The 14118-nt window shown below is 61.0% G+C and carries 13 protein-coding genes, 1 tRNA gene and 1 riboswitch; of the genes, 10 read left to right on the top strand and 4 right to left on the bottom strand.

Translation table 11 applies throughout. The features are described from left to right. The first annotated feature begins 66 nt into the window (after window positions 1-66). The 5 genes from pstC (at window position 67) to phoB (ending at window position 5268) form a co-directional block, all read left to right on the top strand. Window positions 67-1548, top strand: a complete 1482-nt coding sequence (pstC, locus tag FHT78_RS17335; protein ID WP_183746435.1) for a phosphate ABC transporter permease subunit PstC — start codon at window positions 67-69, stop codon at window positions 1546-1548. Beyond that, complete coding sequence (gene pstA / locus FHT78_RS17340) at window positions 1545-2867, top strand: phosphate ABC transporter permease PstA (RefSeq protein ID WP_183746438.1); 1323 nt, start codon at window positions 1545-1547, stop codon at window positions 2865-2867. Before pstC ends, pstA begins: the two co-directional genes overlap by 4 nt. A 14-nt stretch (window positions 2868-2881) precedes the next feature. Then, complete coding sequence (pstB, locus tag FHT78_RS17345; RefSeq protein WP_183746441.1) at window positions 2882-3697, top strand: phosphate ABC transporter ATP-binding protein PstB; 816 nt, start codon at window positions 2882-2884, stop codon at window positions 3695-3697. Between the two features lie 44 nt (window positions 3698-3741). After that, window positions 3742-4455 carry a phosphate signaling complex protein PhoU gene (gene phoU, locus FHT78_RS17350; RefSeq protein ID WP_183746444.1) on the top strand — a complete coding sequence of 238 codons (714 nt, stop codon included), beginning with the start codon at window positions 3742-3744 and terminating at the stop codon, window positions 4453-4455. Between the two features lie 129 nt (window positions 4456-4584). Next, entirely contained in the window at window positions 4585-5268 is a 684-nt protein-coding gene (gene phoB / locus FHT78_RS17355) for a phosphate regulon transcriptional regulator PhoB (protein WP_183746447.1), read from the top strand. Window positions 5269-5466: 198 nt separating this feature from the next. Here the strand turns inward: phoB and FHT78_RS17360 are convergent, their stop codons facing one another. Both FHT78_RS17360 and FHT78_RS17365 read right to left on the bottom strand, forming a co-directional pair. Next, window positions 5467-6258 (bottom strand): pyrroline-5-carboxylate reductase, encoded by a 792-nt coding sequence (locus FHT78_RS17360; protein ID WP_183746450.1) that lies wholly within the window; start codon window positions 6256-6258, stop codon window positions 5467-5469. A gap of 298 nt (window positions 6259-6556) precedes the next feature. Further along, a complete protein-coding gene (locus tag FHT78_RS17365; RefSeq protein WP_183746453.1) occupies window positions 6557-7087 on the bottom strand; it encodes a GcrA family cell cycle regulator in 531 nt (176 codons plus the stop codon). A 424-nt stretch (window positions 7088-7511) separates the two neighbouring features. Here FHT78_RS17365 and FHT78_RS17370 point away from each other — a divergent pair, with 424 nt between their 5' ends. The 3 genes from FHT78_RS17370 (at window position 7512) to FHT78_RS17380 (ending at window position 10758) form a co-directional block, all read left to right on the top strand. Beyond that, on the top strand, window positions 7512-8711 hold the full coding sequence (locus tag FHT78_RS17370) for an aspartate aminotransferase family protein (RefSeq protein WP_183746456.1): 1200 nt from the start codon (window positions 7512-7514) through the stop codon (window positions 8709-8711). A 45-nt stretch (window positions 8712-8756) separates the two neighbouring features. After that, window positions 8757-9674, top strand: a complete 918-nt coding sequence (gene argF, locus FHT78_RS17375; protein WP_183746459.1) for an ornithine carbamoyltransferase — start codon at window positions 8757-8759, stop codon at window positions 9672-9674. 91 nt (window positions 9675-9765) lie between these two features. After that, on the top strand, window positions 9766-10758 hold the full coding sequence (locus FHT78_RS17380; RefSeq protein ID WP_183746463.1) for an Hsp33 family molecular chaperone: 993 nt from the start codon (window positions 9766-9768) through the stop codon (window positions 10756-10758). Between the two features lie 8 nt (window positions 10759-10766). On the opposite strand, the gene apaG is transcribed toward FHT78_RS17380, so the two are convergent. Then, a complete protein-coding gene (gene apaG, locus FHT78_RS17385) occupies window positions 10767-11159 on the bottom strand; it encodes a Co2+/Mg2+ efflux protein ApaG (RefSeq protein ID WP_183746465.1) in 393 nt (130 codons plus the stop codon). A gap of 245 nt (window positions 11160-11404) precedes the next feature. Further along, entirely contained in the window at window positions 11405-12589 is a 1185-nt protein-coding gene (locus tag FHT78_RS17390; RefSeq protein ID WP_183746467.1) for an O-succinylhomoserine sulfhydrylase, read from the bottom strand. 45 nt (window positions 12590-12634) lie between these two features. Beyond that, a riboswitch (SAM riboswitch) is annotated at window positions 12635-12713 on the bottom strand. A gap of 73 nt (window positions 12714-12786) precedes the next feature. Between FHT78_RS17390 and FHT78_RS17395 the strand changes: the two genes are divergently transcribed. Both FHT78_RS17395 and FHT78_RS17400 read left to right on the top strand, forming a co-directional pair. After that, the gene (locus FHT78_RS17395) at window positions 12787-13881 is read left to right on the top strand and encodes a 2'-deoxycytidine 5'-triphosphate deaminase (RefSeq protein ID WP_183746469.1); all 1095 of its coding nucleotides are present in this window, start codon (window positions 12787-12789) and stop codon (window positions 13879-13881) included. A gap of 59 nt (window positions 13882-13940) precedes the next feature. Next, window positions 13941-14014: transfer RNA gene (locus tag FHT78_RS17400), tRNA-Gly, on the top strand. Window positions 14015-14118 lie beyond the last annotated feature (104 nt).

Raw genomic sequence — 14118 nt, forward strand, 5'->3', positions numbered from 1 at the left:
GAAGCCGACGGCACGCTCCTGGAGATGCCGGGCTTTTTGGGGGCTGTGGGCCTGGGGACGTAACGAATGAGCACATCCATCATACTCTTGTGCCTGCTGGTGATCGGCGCCGTTGCCTATTTGGCCGCGCGCAGCCGTGCCGCAGCACTTTCCGGAGGCAGGTCCGCTGCCATGCATTCGCGGTCGGCCTATTACGGCTCCTATGCCGCGATCTGGGCTGTCCTGCCGTCTTTGATCGTTCTGTTTGTCTGGCTGGCCGTCAGCCCCGGCATCGTCTCCTCTTCCGTACGCGGCACCTTTCCTGCCGACGTGAAGGCGCAGCCGGCCGTCCAGCAGGATCTCGCTTACAGCATGGTCGCCACCGTTGCGCGCGGCATGAACATGCTGACCTCGAGCGAGCTTTCGTCCCTTTCCAGCGATCCCGCCGCCCTGCAGGCAAAGCTCAGCGAAAAGGGCGTACCGCTTGCCGGCGAACCGCAGCCTTACATGATCGATGCCGCAAAGACGCTCAACTCCGAGAGCATGACGAGCCGCGTCATCATGACGGCGGTCGTCCTGCTTATCTCCGTTGCGGGCGCCTTCTACGCGCTTCGCTCGGTTGCCCCGCGTTTCCGCGCCCGTAACCGCGTCGAGCGGGTCATGCTCTGGGCGCTTCTCGTCGCCTCCTCCATCGCCATTCTGACGACGATCGGCATCGTGCTTTCCATGCTGACGGAAGCGGCTCGCTTCTTTTCGGTCGTCCCCTTCACCGACTTCTTCTTCGGCACCGTCTGGGATCCGCGCTTTGCCGGCGCCGGCAATTCGTCCTTCGGCCAGTTCGGCCTCATCCCGCTGCTGCTCGGCACGCTCTATATCGGCCTGGTCGCCATGCTGGTCGCCGTTCCGGTCGGCCTCTTTGCCGCCATCTACATGGCTGAGTACGCTTCCTCCAAGGTGCGTTCGGTTGCCAAGCCGCTTCTCGAAGTGCTCGCCGGCATTCCGACGATCGTCTACGGCTTCTTCGCCCTCGTCACAGTCGGTCCGTTCCTGCGCGATTTCTCGGCGCAGATCAGCGGTCTTCTGACCGGCAGCTATACGAACTTCATCCAGGCGCAGAGCGTCATCACGGCGGGTATCGTCATGGGCATCATGCTGATCCCTTACGTCTCCTCGCTTTCGGATGACATTATCACCGCCGTGCCGCGCGCGCTTCGCGATGGCTCGCTCGGCCTTGGCGCCACCCGTTCCGAGACCATCAAGAAGGTCGTCCTGCCGGCAGCACTTCCCGGTATCGTCGGCGCCTTGCTGATGACGGCTTCCCGCGCCATCGGCGAAACCATGATCGTGGTTCTGGCGGCCGGTGTCGCCGCCCGCATCCAGATCAATCCCTTCGAGCCGATGACGACCGTGACCGTCAAGATCGTCAACCAGCTGACCGGCGACCTCGAGTTCACCTCGCCGCAGACGCTGGTTGCCTTCGCGCTCGGCATCACGCTGTTCTTCATCACGCTTTGCCTCAATATCTACGCGCTCTACATCGTGCGCAAATACCGGGAGCAGTACGAATGACGAATATTGTTTCCCCCGTAGCCGGCGTCACCGTTTCCAAGGCGCCCGCGCGCCGCGACATCGGCATCAAGCGCCGCTATGCCGCCGAGCGCCGCTTCCAGGCCTATGGTATCGCCGCTATCGCATTCGGCCTGATCTTTCTGTTCATCCTGCTGTGGACGGTGATCGGCAAAGGCTACACCGCGTTCCAGCAGACCGCGATCACGCTGCCGATCGAGTTTTCCGAAAAGACAATCGATCCCGACAACAAGCGTGCGACCGATCCCTCGGTTCTGGTCGCCGCCAACTATCCGGTTCTGTTGCGTGACGCGATCGTCAAGCAGCTCGGCGTTAATCCTTCGAGCCGTCCGGATGTGCGCGACGCGTCCGCCATGATTTCGAAGAGTGCGCCGATCCAGCTGCGCGACATGGTCGTGGCCGACCCCTCCATCATCGGCAAGACGGTCGATGTTACGGTACTTGCCGATGCCAATGTCGACAGCGCCAACAAAGGCCAGATCGATCTCTCGGTCGATGAGAAGAACCGCAAGGTCAATGACAAGCAGGTTACCTGGATGAACGAGCTGAAGGCGAGCGGCGCTCTCCACAAGCAGTTCAACACCGGCCTCTTCGTCAACGGCAATTCCAGCCGTCCGGAAGCTGCAGGCCTCGGCGTCGCTCTGATCGGCTCGCTCTATTTGATGCTGATCGTTCTCGTCCTTTCGTTGCCGATCGGCGTTGCCGCCTCGATCTACCTCGAGGAGTTCGCGCCGAAGAACAAGCTGACGGACCTGATCGAGGTCAACATCAACAACCTCGCCGCCGTCCCGTCGATCGTCTACGGTCTGCTCGGCCTGTCGGTCTTCATCAACTTCGCCGGCCTGCCGCGTTCGGCATCGCTGGTCGGCGGCCTGGTGCTGACCCTGATGACGCTGCCGACGATCATCATCGCCACCCGCGCTGCTCTGCGCGCCGTGCCGCCGTCGATCCGCTCGGCAGCCCTCGGTCTCGGCGCTTCGAAGATGCAGATGGTGTTCCACCATGTGCTGCCGCTCGCCATGCCCGGTATCCTGACCGGCACGATCATCGGCCTTGCCCACGCACTCGGCGAAACCGCGCCGCTGCTCCTGATCGGCATGGTCGCCTTCGTCGCCCAGGCGCCGACCACGCCGCTCGATCCTTCCACCGCACTTCCGGTTCAGGTCTACATGTGGGCCAATGAAGCCGAGCGTGCATTCGTGGAGAGAACCTCGGGTGCCATTATCGTCCTGCTCCTGTTCCTCATCGTCATGAATATCGGAGCCATCCTCTTGCGTCGTCGCTTTGAGCGCCGCTGGTAAACGGAGTAAAGATCATGAACATGTTGACGGAAGCAGCAGTTGAGAAGGCGCTGGACCAGAAAATGAGCAACGTCCCGTATAAGATGATCGGTCAGGATGTCTCCGTTTATTACGGTGACAAGCGCGCGCTTTTCGATGTCAATCTGAACATCCGGGAAAACACCGTGACTGCCTTGATCGGCCCGTCCGGCTGCGGCAAGTCCACCTTCCTGCGGTCGCTGAACCGTATGAACGACACGATCGACGGCTGCCGCGTCACCGGCAAGATCTCGCTCGACGGTGAGGACATCTACGATCCTGACATCGACGTCGTCGAGCTCCGCGCCCGTGTCGGCATGGTGTTCCAGAAGCCGAACCCGTTCCCGAAGTCGATCTATGAAAACGTCTCCTACGGCCCGCGCATCCATGGCCTGGCCAAGTCGAAGGCCGACCTCGACCAGATCGTCGAGTCGAGCCTGCAGCGCGCCGGCCTCTGGAATGAGGTCAAGGATCGCGTGCACGAATCCGGCACCGGCCTTTCCGGCGGTCAGCAGCAGCGTCTGTGCATCGCACGCGCCGTTGCCGTCAGCCCCGAAGTCATCCTGATGGACGAGCCCTGCTCGGCGCTCGATCCGATCGCGACCGCCAAGGTCGAAGAGCTGATCCACGAGCTGCGTGAAAACTACACAATCGTCATCGTGACGCATTCCATGCAACAGGCCGCACGCGTGTCGCAGCGCACGGCCATGTTCCACCTCGGCAACCTGGTCGAGGAGAACGATACCGACAAGATGTTCACCAATCCGGACGATTCGCGCACCCAGGACTATATCATGGGCCGGTTCGGCTGATTTTGGCGGTGTGAAGCCTTTCCGATTTTCGAGGACAAAGCCCCATGGCATCGACACATATTTTTTCCGCCTATGACGACGATCTGAAATTCCTCTCCCGGCGCATCTCCGAGATGGGTGGCCTTGCCGAACAGATGGTCGGCGAGGCCGTCCGCGCGCTGGTCAACGGTGACACCGCGCTCGCTCAAAAGGTCATTTCCGACGATGTGATCCTCGATCACACCGAGCGCGAGATCAACGACAAGGCGATCGTGACGATCGCCCGCCGTCAGCCGATGGCCTCCGACCTTCGCGAGATCATGGGCTCGATCCGCATCGCCGCCGACCTCGAGCGCGTCGGCGATCTCGGCAAGAACACGGCAAAGCGCGTCATCGCGGTCCAGAGCACCGGCGTTCCGCGCAAGCTCGCCCGCGGTCTCGAGCATCTGTCCGAACTGGCGCTGGTCCAGCTCAAGGAAGTGCTCGACGTCTATACGACGCGCTCCGCTGACAAGGCCAAGTCCATCCGCGAGCGCGACGACGAGATCGACGCCATGTACACCTCGCTGTTCCGCGAACTCCTGACCTACATGATGGAAGATCCGCGCAACATCACGAGCTGCACGCACCTGCTCTTCTGCGCCAAGAACATCGAACGTATCGGCGACCATGCGACCAACATCGCCGAGACGATCTATTACATGGCTACCGGCGCCCAGCCGGAGGGCGAGCGTCCGAAGGACGACAGCTCCAACACCGTTGGTGCGGTGACGGAGTAATTCTGAACTGCCGATGCTTGCGCGCCCGCGCTGGGGCGCGCAAGGGTCGCAGCCAATTCCGAGTTCCTGCATGATCCCTTGCTTAAATCACCCCCGGTTTAAGGATCGTGCATTAGGAGACTGACACGCATGATCCCAAGAGTTGCAGTTGTTGAAGATGAGGAGGCGCTGAGCGTGCTTCTCCGCTACAACCTCGAAGCCGAAGGTTTCGAGGTGGACACGATCCTCCGTGGCGACGAGGCCGAAATCCGGCTTCAGGAACGCACGCCGGACCTGCTCATCCTGGATTGGATGCTGCCGGGCGTTTCCGGTATCGAGCTTTGCCGCCGGCTGCGCATGCGGCCGGAAACCGAGCGTCTGCCGATCATCATGCTGACGGCGCGCGGTGAAGAGAGCGAGCGTGTTCGCGGTCTTTCGACCGGCGCGGACGATTATGTCGTCAAGCCCTTCTCCACGCCGGAACTCGTTGCCCGCGTCAGAGCGATGCTGCGCCGCGCCCGCCCGGAGGTTCTCTCCACGGTTCTGAAGTGTGGCGATATCGAGCTCGACCGCGAAACGCATCGCGTTCATCGCAAGAGCCGCGAAGTCCGCCTCGGCCCGACCGAGTTCCGCCTGCTGGAATTCCTGATGTCGTCGCCGGGCAGGGTCTTTTCTCGTTCGCAGCTGCTTGACGGCGTCTGGGGCCACGATATCTACGTGGACGAACGCACCGTCGACGTCCATGTCGGTCGCCTGCGCAAGGCGCTGAACTTCTCCAACATGCAGGATGTCATCCGTACCGTCCGCGGCGCAGGATATTCCATGGAAGCTTAATCCGAGTGATCGGAGGTCCAGACGGGTCGCTCGCTTGCCGGGCGGCCCGTTTGCTTATCTGGTGCCCTACTCAAGATACGGCGGTGAGTAGGCTCGCCCTGTCCGTCGAACTTGAAGTGACCTGTCTCGACGAAGCCCAGCTTCTCATGAAGAGCCGACACCAGTCGCCGGAAAGCGAACTTCGAGAGGATCTGCCTTCTACAGACGGATGCGTGCAAGAATCCGATCAAGAGCCTTCTGCAGAGCCGCCGTGCCGCCGAACTCGCGAAAGTCTTCGAGCACCTGTTCATTCAATCCGCCCTTGGTCGAATGCTCGCCGATGAGTTCATCGAAACTCGCGACAGGTTTTAAGCGGGCAGCATGGGCGAGGCCGGAAAACAATTGACGGAGGTAGGCGTCGCCAGCTGGTCTCGAGAGCCCCTGGCTCTGCAGCCAGCTCGACGTCGCGTCCAGCATGCCGAAATAGGTGGCCATCAGGCAGCTGGCCACCGCGAGAAGTTCGAACTCCTGCTTGTCTTCAACCTGGATCGCCGTTCCGAGCGCCGAAAAGAGGGTGTGGGAAACCTCGTCGGGCGGGTAGATCGCGGTCGCCCCTTGGAGATCTGCGACGAACGGAAGTGGAATTGCCAGGCTTAGGTGGTGAACGGGCTGATCGATCCACGCCAGCAGTTGATCGATTGGCGTGGCCGCGACAAAGCTGATGACATGGTGGTCCGGCCGAAATCGGAGCGAGCGGATGACCTCCTCGGCAATTTGCGGCCTCACGGCCATGAATACGAGATCGGATCGGTCGAGAACATCCTGGTTGCCCAAAGCGATCGACACATTCCGGTTTGCCGCCGCGAGGCGGCCTGCGACGCTTGCGCTACGCGGGGACAGCACGATCGGCGTGTCGCAAAAAGCTGTCTTGCCCAGTCCGGTGACGACGGCCTCGGTAATCGTGCCCGTCCCAACGAACCCCATTGTCATCCGCTTTGGATCGATTTTCATTGGGACCCCTGACCGACTGTTGCGCCGCGCTGCTCGACGAGAATACCGCATCTGTATCAGAAAATCGCGTTACAGCGCCATCATCACCATTCCATGCCTGTTGAGGGCTGAAACGCATTCGCGGCGTTGGCCGCATAACTTTCGCATCTTCCGGCATGGTGTACGGCCGGCAAGGATCAGCCTCTGGCAGACAGTCTTGGCCACGAGCCGTTTCCAGCCCTATGCCGGCAAAAAATCACCCCTCCGCGCATCGGCGAGGAGGGGCAATAGTACGTTGAGTCTGTTGGAAGATCGCGGGTCAGCCGACCCGGACAGCCTTGCGGCGCTCGCTCACCGGCTGGTATGCGAGGCGCTGATGGTAGCTGCAGTAGGGCGACGAGTCCGTAGAGTCGCAACCGCAAAAATAGAAGTCATCCTTCATCGGATCGCCGACCGGCCACTTGCAGGTGCGCTCCGTCAGTTCCGTCAGGCCGAGGCGACGCGAAATCGGCACGACCACATTTTTGGCCGGCACATATTCCATTTCCTCGGCGGTTTCGATCTCGATCTCTTCCTTCAGCATCGTCGCGCCCTGCTGGCGCGTTACGGTGCGGGTAGCGATGCGAGATGCATAGTTCGGGGCGCGGGGCGCCGAGGTCGGGCGCTTCGGCGCGCGCGCCGCGGTTGCCGTGCCGCCGGCCTTGGCGCGGCCGGGAAGACTGAGCCGGTGAACCTTGCCGATAACGGCGTTTCTACTCACACCGCCAAGCTGCGCTGCGATCTGGCTGGCGCTCAACCCCTCCGACCAAAGCTTCTTGAGCTTCTCGACACGCTCGTCTGTCCAGTTCATTGCCCTGTCTCCACCTTTCGCGTTGGTGATGGCAGAATCCCTCACCGTTGCCTCGAAAGTTTCCGAAGCAAGAAACGCCTGATCAATTTTGGTGACTAGTTCCGCCGCATGCAGTCTAGTAATTGAACTTTAACCTAGTGTGAGCCTGACTCTGTGACAAGAGTCGCACGAATCCGATGAATCCGAATTCGAGGTTTTCCCCAACTTGCTTCCCGGTAGAGTCATTTCTGCAACATTAGCTGTTGATAGACCTGTAAAGCCGATTTGAGGCTTGACGCATGCGCTAAATCCTCAGTTTTGTTGACATTGCAGTGCGGAAAGTAAATAGTGCTCCCTGCCGCCGCGAGGCGGCATTTTTAATTTTTCGGACCTGGTTTTCTTAGCCGGAGTCCATTGTCTCAGAGCCTGACCAGGAGATTGCGCCATGGCTGAAGCCTCGCCGCTTTATGATACCTATTCTCGTGCCCCATTGCGGTTCGAGCGAGGTGAAGGCGTCTGGCTGATCACCGAAACCGGCGAGCGATATCTGGATTTCGGCGCGGGCGTTGCGGTCACCTCCGTGGGGCATGGCAATCCCCATGTCGTGGCTGCCCTCAAGGATCAGGCCGACAAGGTCTGGCATCTCTCCAATATCTATGAGGTGCCGGGACAGGAGAAGCTTGCCAAGCGCCTGACGGATGCTACTTTCGCCGACAAGGTGTTTTTCACCAATTCCGGCGCCGAGGCTCTCGAATGCGCCATCAAGACGGCGCGCCGCTACCAGTTCTCCAAGGGCCACCCGGAGCGCTTCCACATCATTACTTTCGAAGGCGCCTTCCACGGCCGCACGCTTGCAACCATCGCCGCCGGCGGTCAGGAGAAGTATCTCGAAGGTTTCGGCCCGAAGACCCCGGGCTTCGATCAGGTTCCCTTCGGCGATATCGAGGCCGTGCGCGCCGCGATTACCGACAAGACGGCCGGCATCCTCATCGAGCCTGTGCAGGGTGAGGGTGGTGTCCGCCCGGCGACGCCTGAATTCATGAGGGCGCTCCGCCAGCTCTGCGACGAGCACGGCCTGCTCCTCATCCTCGACGAAGTCCAGACCGGCGTCGGCCGTACCGGCAAGCTCTTCGCCCATGAATGGTCGGGTATAACGCCCGACATCATGGCCGTTGCCAAGGGCATCGGCGGCGGCTTCCCGCTTGGCGCCTGCCTGGCGACGGCAGAAGCAGCCTCGGGCATGAAGGCCGGCACGCATGGCTCCACCTATGGCGGCAATCCGCTGGCCATGGCTGTCGGCAACGCGGTCCTCGATGTCATACTGGCTGACGGCTTCCTGCAGCACGTGCGCGATGTCACCCTCGTCTTCCGCCAGGGCCTTGCCTCGCTCAAGGATCGCTATCCCGATGTGATCGAAGACATCAGGGGCGAAGGCCTGCTGCTCGGCATCAAGGCTGCCATTCCCTCGGCCGAGCTGCTGAAGGAAATTCGCGCTGCACACCTTCTGGCGATCCCGGCAGGCGATAATGTCATCCGTCTGCTGCCGCCGCTGGTCGTAACCGCGGAGGAGGCGCGCGAGGGGATTTCCCGTCTCGAACGCGCCGCCGAAAGCATCCGTGCCGCCAAGGTCAAGAAGACCGCTTGATAGGACAATGCCCCGCCCGCTGGCGGGTGTAGCAGGTAACGAACAATGGCTTCCCCCAAACACTTCCTCGATCTCTCCGCAGTCACCGCATCCGACCTCAGAACCATCATGGAGGATGCCAAGCTGCGAAAGCAGGCTTTCAAGGCGGGTTCCGCCGACAAGCCGCTCGCCGGCAAGATGCTCGCCATGATCTTCGAGAAGCCGTCCACGCGAACCCGCGTCTCCTTCGATGTCGGCATGCGCCAGCTCGGCGGCGAGACGCTGTTCCTGTCGGGTACGGAAATGCAGCTCGGGCGCGCCGAGACGATCGGCGACACCGCCAAGGTTTTGTCCCGCTATGTCGATGCGATCATGATCCGCACGACCGAGCACAGCCGGATGCTGGAGCTCGCCGAGCATGCCACGGTGCCTGTCATCAATGCGCTGACGGACGATACCCATCCCTGCCAGATCATGGCCGATATCATGACCTTCGAAGAGCATCGCGGCCCGATCAAGGGCAAGACGATCGCCTGGACGGGCGACGGCAACAACGTGCTGCATTCGCTGGTCGAAGGGGCTGCCCGCTTCGGCTATCGCATGAACATGGCCGTACCCCTTGGTTCCGAGCCGAAGGATCACTATCTGAACTGGGCCCGCAATGAGGGCGCCGAAATCATGCTTTACCATGATGCCGACCGTGCGGTCGCCGGCGTCGATTGCGTGGTGACCGATACCTGGGTCTCCATGAATCAGGAACATCGGGCTCGCGGTCACAATGTCTTCCAGCCTTATCAGGTCAATGCGCATTTGATGGCGCAGGCCGGCAAAGACGCATTGTTCATGCATTGCCTTCCCGCTCATCGCGGTGAGGAGGTGACGGACGAGGTGATCGATGGCCCGCAGTCCGTGGTCTTCGATGAAGCGGAAAACCGTCTTCATGCGCAGAAGTCGATTCTTGCTTGGTGCCTGGGCGCGATCTGAACCATAATCGGATGTCGCGAGTCCAAAACTCGCGGCTGCGCAAGCAGCCGGTACGCTGGCCGGCTGCTCTGACAAAACAGGAGTGAAAGCCATGGCAGAAGCTGCCGCCGCTCTCGGCGAGTTCGATTTCGCCGGCGATGATCACGTCGTCCCCTTCCAGGTGGAAGGGCTGGATGTGCGCGGTCGCGCCGTCCAGCTCGGCCCGATGCTGGATTCAATCCTCGAACGCCATCATTACCCCACGCCCGTCGCCCGCCTTCTGGCGGAGGTGGTCGTGCTCACGGTGCTTCTCGGCACCTCGCTGAAGTTCGAGGGCAAATTCACGGTCCAGACCAAAAGCGACGGTCCCGTCGATCTCCTGGTCGCCGATTTTTCGACGCCGGAAAATGTCCGGGCCTACGCCCGCTTCGATCAGGCCTTGCTCGACAGGGCGATTGCTGCAGGCGAAACCGAGCCGGAACAGCTTCTCGGCAAGGGCGTGCTCGCCTTCACCATCGATCAGGGCAAGTTCAGCCAGCCTTATCAGGGCATTGTCGCGCTTGACGGTACCTCGCTGGAAGATATTGCCGGTGTCTATTTCCGTCAGTCGGAGCAGATCCCGACACGTGTGCGCCTCGCCGCCGCCGAACTCTTCGACCGCGACGAGAACGGCAAGCCGCGTCACCGCTGGCGGGCAGGGGGCCTCGTCGCCCAGTTCCTGCCGGAAGCGCCGGAGCGCATGCGTCAGCCCGATCTTCACGGCGGCGATGGCGATACGCGTGAAGGCGCGCATGTTGAGGATGATGCCTGGACGGAAGCCCGTTCGCTCGTTGAAACGGTCGATGCCGACGAACTGACCGATCCGCAGGTCGGCACGGAACGCCTGCTCTTCCGCCTCTTCCACGAGCGCGGCGTGCGTGTCTACGATCCGCGTGCCGTCTATGATCGCTGCAGCTGTTCGAGGGAAAAGATCGGCGGCGTGTTGAAAGGCTTCAGCGCCGAGGAGATCGAGGAGAGCCAGGAAAACGGCGAGATCGCCGTGACCTGCGAATTCTGCTCCACGACCTATCGTTTCCCGGTGCAGGAAGTTGCGGCGGCGGAGTGATCAAGGCCCTAATTGAGTACGCGCAGCAGGCCGGGTGAATCCAAGGAGAAGGCGGGTATCTCGACATCGAACATCTCGCCTTCGTCCGTTTCCATCTGATAGTGGCCGAACATCAGGCCGGATGGCGTATCCAGCGGGCAGCCCGATGAATATTCGTAGGTGTCTCCCGGCTGCAGCCGCGGCTGCTCGCCGACGACACCCGGGCCGCTGACCTCATCAATCTGCCCGTTCTGGTCGGTAATATTCCAGTAGCGGTTGACGAGACGCACGGCTATGTCGGAGTTGTTGGCGATGACGACGCGATAACCCCAGACATAACGATCGTCGTCTGGATCGGATTGCTCCTCCAGATAAAAGGGTTCGACAACCACTTCGATGTCTCGTGTGAGGGCGCGATACATGCCTTACACCTTAGTCAAGATAAGTTACCCGTATCTTATAAGTGGCCCCATCCGTCAAGAAACGGCACAGTGATCACCGCTCCGCCACTCCCAGCTGCGCGGCCTTTCGTTCATTAAGCCTAACTCTCGGTGTTAATTTCAAGGCAAATGCCGCGGTCGCGGCATGATCCTTGGCGCTTTACACTTGAAGCGCACGCATCGGCTCTGAAAATCGATCTCGATTTTCAGAGCCGATATTGAGAAGATCAGGCCGAAACCTTCGACAGCGCGCGGGCAAAATCCTCGACGAGATCATCCGTGTCTTCGATGCCGGCCGAGAAACGTACCGTACCCGGCGAAATGCCGAGTTCGGCGCGTGCCTCGTCCGTCAGGTTCTTGTGCGTGGTCGTCGCCGGGTGGGTGATCAGGCTCTTGGAGTCACCGAGATTGTTGGAGATCTTCACGATATCGAGCGCGTTCTGCAGCGCGAAGGCCGCTTCCTTGCCCCCCTTCAGCTCGAAACAGACAAGCGTCGAGCCGCCCGACATCTGCTTGGCGATGATATCGGCCTGCGGATGGTCCTTGCGGCCGGGGTAGATGACCTTGGCCACCTTGCCCTGATCGGCCAGGAAATCGGCGATCTTCGCTGCGTTCTGCGTCTGTTGCTTGACGCGCAGCGGCAGCGTCTCGATACCCTTCAACAGTGTCCAGGCATTGAACGGCGACATGGCCGGGCCGGTATGGCGGAAATAGTCGTGCAGGTTCTCGTCGATCCATTCCTTGTCGGAGAGAACCACGCCGCCGAGGCAGCGGCCCTGGCCGTCAATATGCTTGGTCGCGGAATAGACGACGATATGGGCGCCGAGCTCCAGCGGCTTCTGGAAGAGCGGCGTCGCAAACACATTGTCGACGACGACCTTTGCGCCGATCTGGTTGGCGAGCTTGGCGACACCGGCGATATCGATCACTTCCAGCGTCGGATTGGTCGGGCTTTCCAGGAAGAATACCTTAGTCTTCGGCGTGATCGCCTTCTCCCAGTTTTCCAGAGTGCGGCCGTCGACCAGCGTGCAGTCGATGCCGTATTTCGGCGCCAGTGTTTCGACCACCCAGCGGCAGGAGCCGAAGAGGGCGCGCGCAGCAACGATATGATCGCCGGCCTTCAACTGGCAGAGGATCGCAGCGGTAACAGCGGCCATGCCGGAGGCGGTGGCGCGGGCGTCCTCAGCGCCTTCCAGCATGCACATGCGCTTTTCGAACATGTCATTGGTGGGGCTGCCATAGCGCGCATAGATGAAACCATCAGTCTCGCCCTTGAAGCGCGCTTCGGCGGCTTCCGACGTCTCGTAGACGAAGCCCTGCGTGAGATAGATTGCTTCCGAAGTCTCGCCGTACTGCGAGCGCAGCGTTCCGCCGTGGACGAGTTGGGTTGCCGGGCGCCAGGTCTTGCTCATGCCATCACCACTTTCAAACAACAAAAAAACCGGCCGCAAATGCAGACCGGTTTCAACCCGGTCTTTTTAGCCACTTGTTTAACGTGGCTGCAAGCCGACCGGCCAAATCACCACGGGATAAATTTGCAATACTGCCGTTCTGCGCTTGCGTCAATTCCCCGACTTTGGTTTTGTCGGCAGCAAATTATGGATGGAGCATGATGGCTCGCGAAACTGGAATTTTGGCCGACCGCGCGATAGCCGCGCTGTTTGAAACGGGGCGTCTTCAAAGCGAACGCGAGCTGGATCGCGACCAGATCCAGCCGGCAAGCCTGGATCTGCGGCTGGGCGCCAAGGCTTTCCGGGTGCGCGCGAGCTTCATGCCCGGCCCATCGCATCTCGTCTCCGACAAGCTCGACCGGCTGAGCCTTCATGTCATCGACCTCAGCGAAGGCGCAGTGCTGGAAACCGGCTGCGTCTACATCGTGCCGCTGATGGAGCATCTCGATCTGCCGGCCAATATGTCGGCTTCGGCCAATCCGAAGAGCTCGACAGGCCGGCTCGATATCTTTACCCGCGTCATCACTGATTACGCGCAGGAATTCGATAAGATCCCGGCAGGCTATTCCGGGCCGCTCTATCTCGAAATCAGCCCGCGCACCTTCCCGATCGTCGTGCGCCGCGGCTCGCGCCTGTCGCAGATACGCTTCCGCGTCGGCCATTCGGTTCTGAGCGAGCCGGATCTTCTGAAGCTGCACGAAACGGAAACGCTGGTCGCTGCCAAGCAGCCGAACGTCTCCGGCGGCGGCATCGCGCTGTCGATTGATCTGACGGGCGACAAGGACGGCCTGATCGGCTACCGCGGCAAGCACCACACCGCCGTCGTCGATGTCGATAAGAAGGATCAGCACGATATCTACGATTTTTGGGAGCCGCTCTACAGCCGCGGCCGCAACGAGTTGATCCTCGATCCGGATGAGTTCTACATTCTCGTCTCACGCGAGGCCGTGCATGTCCCGCCTGACTACGCGGCGGAAATGACGCCCTTCGACCCGCTCGTCGGTGAATTCCGCGTCCACTATGCCGGCTTCTTCGACCCCGGCTTCGGTCACGCCCCGGCCGGCGGGCGCGGCAGCCGCGCCGTGCTGGAGGTGCGCAGCCACGAAGTCCCCTTCATCCTCGAAGACGGCCAGATCGTCGGCCGCCTGATCTACGAACACATGCAGGAGCAGCCCTCGAGCCTCTACGGCTCAGGCCTCGGGTCCAACTATCAGGCCCAGGGCCTGAAGCTGTCGAAGCATTTCCGCATCTGATCTGCGGTGATGCCGCGACTTGACAGCGGCGGCCATCTGTTGGAAGTCTCAAGCGGTTGGCGGGTGTAGCTCAATGGTAGAGCAGCAGCTTCCCAAGCTGAATACGAGGGTTCGATTCCCTTCACCCGCTCCAGTTTCTCGATGTCCATACCGAAGACATAGGTAACAGAACGTACCTAAGACATGGGTGACAACCTCGTGCCGAACGGGTTGTCGATGGTTTGCAAGGTTCTCTGC

The organism is Rhizobium sp. BK196 (assembly GCF_014193255.1).
Taxonomy (GTDB): domain Bacteria; phylum Pseudomonadota; class Alphaproteobacteria; order Rhizobiales; family Rhizobiaceae; genus Rhizobium.

Coding starts and splice junctions, on each gene's coding strand:
- pstC (WP_183746435.1), top strand. CDS start 67: ATGAGCACATCCATCATACTCTTGTGCCTGCTGGTGATCGGCGCCGTT.
- argF (WP_183746459.1), top strand. CDS start 8,757: ATGGCTTCCCCCAAACACTTCCTCGATCTCTCCGCAGTCACCGCATCC.
- phoU (WP_183746444.1), top strand. CDS start 3,742: ATGGCATCGACACATATTTTTTCCGCCTATGACGACGATCTGAAATTC.
- pstA (WP_183746438.1), top strand. CDS start 1,545: ATGACGAATATTGTTTCCCCCGTAGCCGGCGTCACCGTTTCCAAGGCG.
- FHT78_RS17380 (WP_183746463.1), top strand. CDS start 9,766: ATGGCAGAAGCTGCCGCCGCTCTCGGCGAGTTCGATTTCGCCGGCGAT.
- phoB (WP_183746447.1), top strand. CDS start 4,585: ATGATCCCAAGAGTTGCAGTTGTTGAAGATGAGGAGGCGCTGAGCGTG.
- FHT78_RS17370 (WP_183746456.1), top strand. CDS start 7,512: ATGGCTGAAGCCTCGCCGCTTTATGATACCTATTCTCGTGCCCCATTG.
- FHT78_RS17390 (WP_183746467.1), bottom strand. CDS start 12,589: ATGAGCAAGACCTGGCGCCCGGCAACCCAACTCGTCCACGGCGGAACG.
- FHT78_RS17395 (WP_183746469.1), top strand. CDS start 12,787: ATGATGGCTCGCGAAACTGGAATTTTGGCCGACCGCGCGATAGCCGCG.
- FHT78_RS17365 (WP_183746453.1), bottom strand. CDS start 7,087: ATGAACTGGACAGACGAGCGTGTCGAGAAGCTCAAGAAGCTTTGGTCG.
- apaG (WP_183746465.1), bottom strand. CDS start 11,159: ATGTATCGCGCCCTCACACGAGACATCGAAGTGGTTGTCGAACCCTTT.
- pstB (WP_183746441.1), top strand. CDS start 2,882: ATGAACATGTTGACGGAAGCAGCAGTTGAGAAGGCGCTGGACCAGAAA.
- FHT78_RS17360 (WP_183746450.1), bottom strand. CDS start 6,258: ATGAAAATCGATCCAAAGCGGATGACAATGGGGTTCGTTGGGACGGGC.